This window comes from Streptomyces fuscigenes (assembly GCF_021556455.1).
Taxonomy (GTDB): Bacteria; Actinomycetota; Actinomycetes; order Streptomycetales; family Streptomycetaceae; genus Streptomyces; species Streptomyces fuscigenes.
In genome coordinates this window covers 1-3,540 of record NZ_JAKGCV010000519.1, presented here as the reverse complement: position 1 = coordinate 3,540, position 3,540 = coordinate 1, and the positions used below count along the sequence as shown (strand labels likewise).

Genomic DNA, 3,540 nt, shown 5'->3' with positions numbered 1-3,540 from the left:
CCGGCCAGGCGGGTCAGCGCCAGGCGGGAGGCCGGGCAGAGGCCGGCGCCCCGCAGCGCCCCGGTGGCCGCCGCGACCCGCTGCGTGATCATGTCCTCCACCCGGCCGCGGGCTCCGGTGCCCTCCACGAGGGAGCGCACGCGCCGGAGTTGGGCGTCGCTCAGGCTCGCGCGGCCGAGCAGCGCGTCCAGCTCGCGCCGCTCCGCTGGGGAGGCGGCCTCGTGCGCGAGGGCGACGAGCGCGGTGGGCCGGGCGCCGGTGATGTCGTCCGTGTTCGCCTTGCCCGTCGTCGCGGGCTCCCCAAACAGTCCGATCACGTCGTCGCGCAACTGGAACGCCTCTCCCAGCGGCAGCCCGTAGTCACTGAAGACCGCGCGCAGCCCCTGGTCGGCCCCGGCCAGCGCCGCCCCGATGTGCAGCGGGTGCTCGACGGTGTACTTGGCGGTCTTGTAGCGGATCACCTTCAGCGACCGCCGCACCTCGTGCCCGCCGGCGGTGTGCAGGATCTCCAGGGCCTCCCCGGCGATCAGCTCGCGCGCCAGGACGCTCCACGGCGCGCGGGCCTGCGCCAGATAGGCGGCGGGCAGGCCGGAGGTGGCGAACAGCTGGCCGGCCCACGACATCAGCAGGTCCCCGCACAGCATCGCCAGCGAGCGGGCCCGGGTGGCGGGCCGCGGGCGTCCGGCCAGTACGTCCCGCAGCACGACGTGCGCGGTCGGCAGCCCGTGCCGCAGGCCGCTGTCGTCGATCAGGTCGTCGTGGACGACGGCCGCGGCGTGCACCAGCTCCATGCTCGCGGCGGCCCGGACCATCGCACCGCTGTCCGGCTGCCCGGCGCCCCGCCAGCCCCAGTAGCAGAAGGCCGAGCGCAGGCGCTTGCCGTGCGACGTGACGGATCTGAGCGCCGCGCCCAGCGGCGCCAGCTCCTCGTCCACCGCGAGCAGCGCCTCGACCTCGCTGCCGACGAACTCGTCCAGCTCGCGGTCCACCCGCGAGCGGAGCACGGCGAGGTCGTCGCCCGCCTCAGGCACCGGTGCCGCCTGCCGAGCGGGCGCGCGCGTGGCGGGCCAGCACCTCCATGTGGGCCTCGCCCCCGGTGCCCAGCCGATCCAGCGCCAGCCTCCCGCGGGCCCGCAGGTCCCGCTGTCCCTGCTGCGCGAGGTCGCCGAGGTCCGAGCGCCCCAGCAGCCCCCGTACCGTGCGCAGGGCGCCGCCGCACGTGCTCCAGGCCAGCTCGGCCAGCCCGGCCGCCAGCAGCACCGCCTGTTCCCCCGCGTCCTCGCCCCGCCGCATCCGCTCCGACACGCCCACCATCCCCGCCCCTGCGCCGCCCTGCCCCTGTGCCGGCCTGTCCGGCCCCGGTCAGCAGCTTGCCCAGCCGGGAGCGCGCGGACGACACGGCCACCCCCATCGGGCGAGCGCTCGTTCGGCAGTGCGGCACCGTCCGCTCCCGGGCGCGCGCCGTCACCGGCTCCGGTGGCGCGGGGGCCTTGCGGACCCGCGCGCGGTGTGCCGCGAGGGGGCGCCGCCCGGGCGCCGGTGCGGGCGCGGTGTGCGCGGAGGGAGAGGCGGCCGGTTCGGCGTGCGTGCGCGGTGTTCGCCGAGTGGGACGGCGCCCGGGCGTCGGCGCCGTCGGCGCGCGGGCGGCGTAAGGTGGGACAAACGCCTTAAATACTACTTAATATAGTTATATGGAGGGTGCGATGCGTAGTGTCCCAGCCCCCCAGGCTGGCAGGCGCGCGACCTCCGAGGCACTTGAGGCCGAACTGCGCGCCGAACTCCCCGGCGCCATGGCCCGCAGCGGGATGGGCGCATTCCTGTGGGACGTGCGGACGGGGAGGGTGTACATGCATCCGGGGGCACTCGCCGTGTTCGGGCTGAAGCCCGACGAGTTCGACGGGCAGGTGTCGACGCTCGCGCGGCGGGTGATCCCCCGGGAGATGGCGGAACTGCGAAAGGCGGTGCAGAGCGAAGGCTTCGAGCGGACGGGCCTGAGCTTCCACTTCCGCGCGTGCTGCCGGCCGCGCGGCCAGACCCGCTGGGCGCACGCCCAGGTGCAGGTCATCCGCGACGGGAGGGGCAGCGCGCAGAAGGTCGTGGGCGTGATCCGGGACGCCTCGGCGGAGCTCCAGGGCGCCGTGGACCAGGCGACGAGCGACGCGGTGCGCCGTCGCCAGAGCGACGTCGTCCACGCGACGACAGCCGCCCTGGCCAAGGCGCTGACCTTCGACGACGTGCTGGAGTCGCTGAACGACGCCGAGACGCTGCGGGGCATCGGCGCCGCCGGCATCGCGCTGACCACCTTCAAGGAGGACGGCGATCCCCGCCTGGTCACGAAGGGGCTGCCCGCCGTGGTCTTCCGCGGCTTCGAGGTGCTGGACGTCGAGGCGCCGACGCCCTTCGCCGAGGTGGTGCGCACCCAGCAGCCGCTGTTCGTGCGGCGGCCCGACTTCGAGGAGAAGTACCCGCTCATGTGGCCGAACGTCGAGGAGAGCCCGGTCACCTCGACCGCCATCGCGCCGCTGGTGGCGCAGGGCCGCCCCACCGGCGCCCTGACCGTCCTGTACGAGGGGCGTACGAGCTTCACCAGCGTGGATCGCGACCTGCTCCTCGCGCTCGGCTCCGCCGTCGCGCAGTCCCTGCAGCGGGCCCGTCTCTACGACCACGAGCACGCGGTCGCCGTGGGGCTGCAGCGCGCCATGCTCCCCGCGCGCATCCCCCGCGTCGAGGGCCTGGAGACGGCCGTGCACTACCAGCCGTCCAGCAACAGCCAGGAGGTGGGCGGGGACTGGTACGACGCGGTCCCGCTGCCGGACGGCGGCATCGCGCTGATCGTCGGGGACGTGGAGGGGCACGACTTCGACGCCTCGGCCGTCATGGGCCAGTTGCGCACCGCCCTGCGCGCCTACGCCTCGGAGGGCCACCCGCCGTCGACCGTCATGGCACGCGCCTCCGCCTTCCTCACGGAGCTGGAGACGGACCGCCTGGCGACCTGCGTGTACGTGGCGGTCACGCCGCGCACGGGGGAGGCCCTCCTCGCGCGCGCGGGACATCCGGACCCCTTCGTCCGGTACGCGAACGGGGACGTCGCCCACCTCGAAGTCGACGGCGGGCTGCCCCTCGGGATGCCCGGCTTCGCCACCGCGCCCCACCCCACGACGCGCCTGCTGTTCGAGCGCGGCGACACGCTCCTCCTGTGCACCGACGGCCTGCTGGAGTCGGGGCGGCGGAGCCTCGACGCGGGCTGCCGGCGCGTGGTGGAGGCGATGGCCGAGGGCCCGGTGGAACTGCGCGCCCTGGCGGCCCACATCGTCGGCGCCGTCGCCGACAGCCGGGGGCAGGAGGACGACGTGGCGCTGCTCCTGGCAACGCTGTCATCGCCCGGCCCGGAGCGAGGGTCCGGCCCGGACTCCCCGGGCGTCGCAGCTTCCTGACGGCCGGTCGGCCCGCGCCTCCCCGCGACGGGCCGCCGTCGTGTCCGGCCCCGGCCGGGGCCCCGGCTCCTCGCCGGTGTCCTCGATCATCAGCAGGCCGCCGGCC

At 75.6% G+C, this 3,540-nt stretch carries 3 protein-coding genes; 1 reads left to right on the top strand and 2 read right to left on the bottom strand.

Annotated features, from left to right (window positions below; genetic code table 11):
• Both L1885_RS25620 and L1885_RS25615 read right to left on the bottom strand, forming a co-directional pair.
• Positions 1-1,031, bottom strand: a 1,031-nt coding sequence (locus L1885_RS25620; RefSeq protein ID WP_235799543.1) for a polyprenyl synthetase family protein, incomplete at its 3' end; no start/stop codon positions are given.
• Complete coding sequence (locus tag L1885_RS25615; RefSeq protein ID WP_235799542.1) at positions 1,024-1,314, bottom strand: polyprenyl synthetase; 291 nt, start codon at positions 1,312-1,314, stop codon at positions 1,024-1,026. The genes L1885_RS25615 and L1885_RS25620, both read right to left, overlap by 8 nt.
• Before the next feature lie 389 nt (positions 1,315-1,703).
• On the opposite strand from L1885_RS25615, the gene L1885_RS25610 reads away from it, so the two are divergent.
• On the top strand, positions 1,704-3,434 hold the full coding sequence (locus L1885_RS25610) for a SpoIIE family protein phosphatase (protein ID WP_235799541.1): 1,731 nt from the start codon (positions 1,704-1,706) through the stop codon (positions 3,432-3,434).
• Positions 3,435-3,540 lie beyond the last annotated feature (106 nt).

What these genes read in the sequence shown, in the direction of transcription:
- L1885_RS25615 (WP_235799542.1), bottom strand. Translation starts at nt 1,314, where the DNA reads ATGGTGGGCGTGTCGGAGCGGATGCGGCGGGGCGAGGACGCGGGGGAA.
- L1885_RS25610 (WP_235799541.1), top strand. Translation starts at nt 1,704, where the DNA reads ATGCGTAGTGTCCCAGCCCCCCAGGCTGGCAGGCGCGCGACCTCCGAG.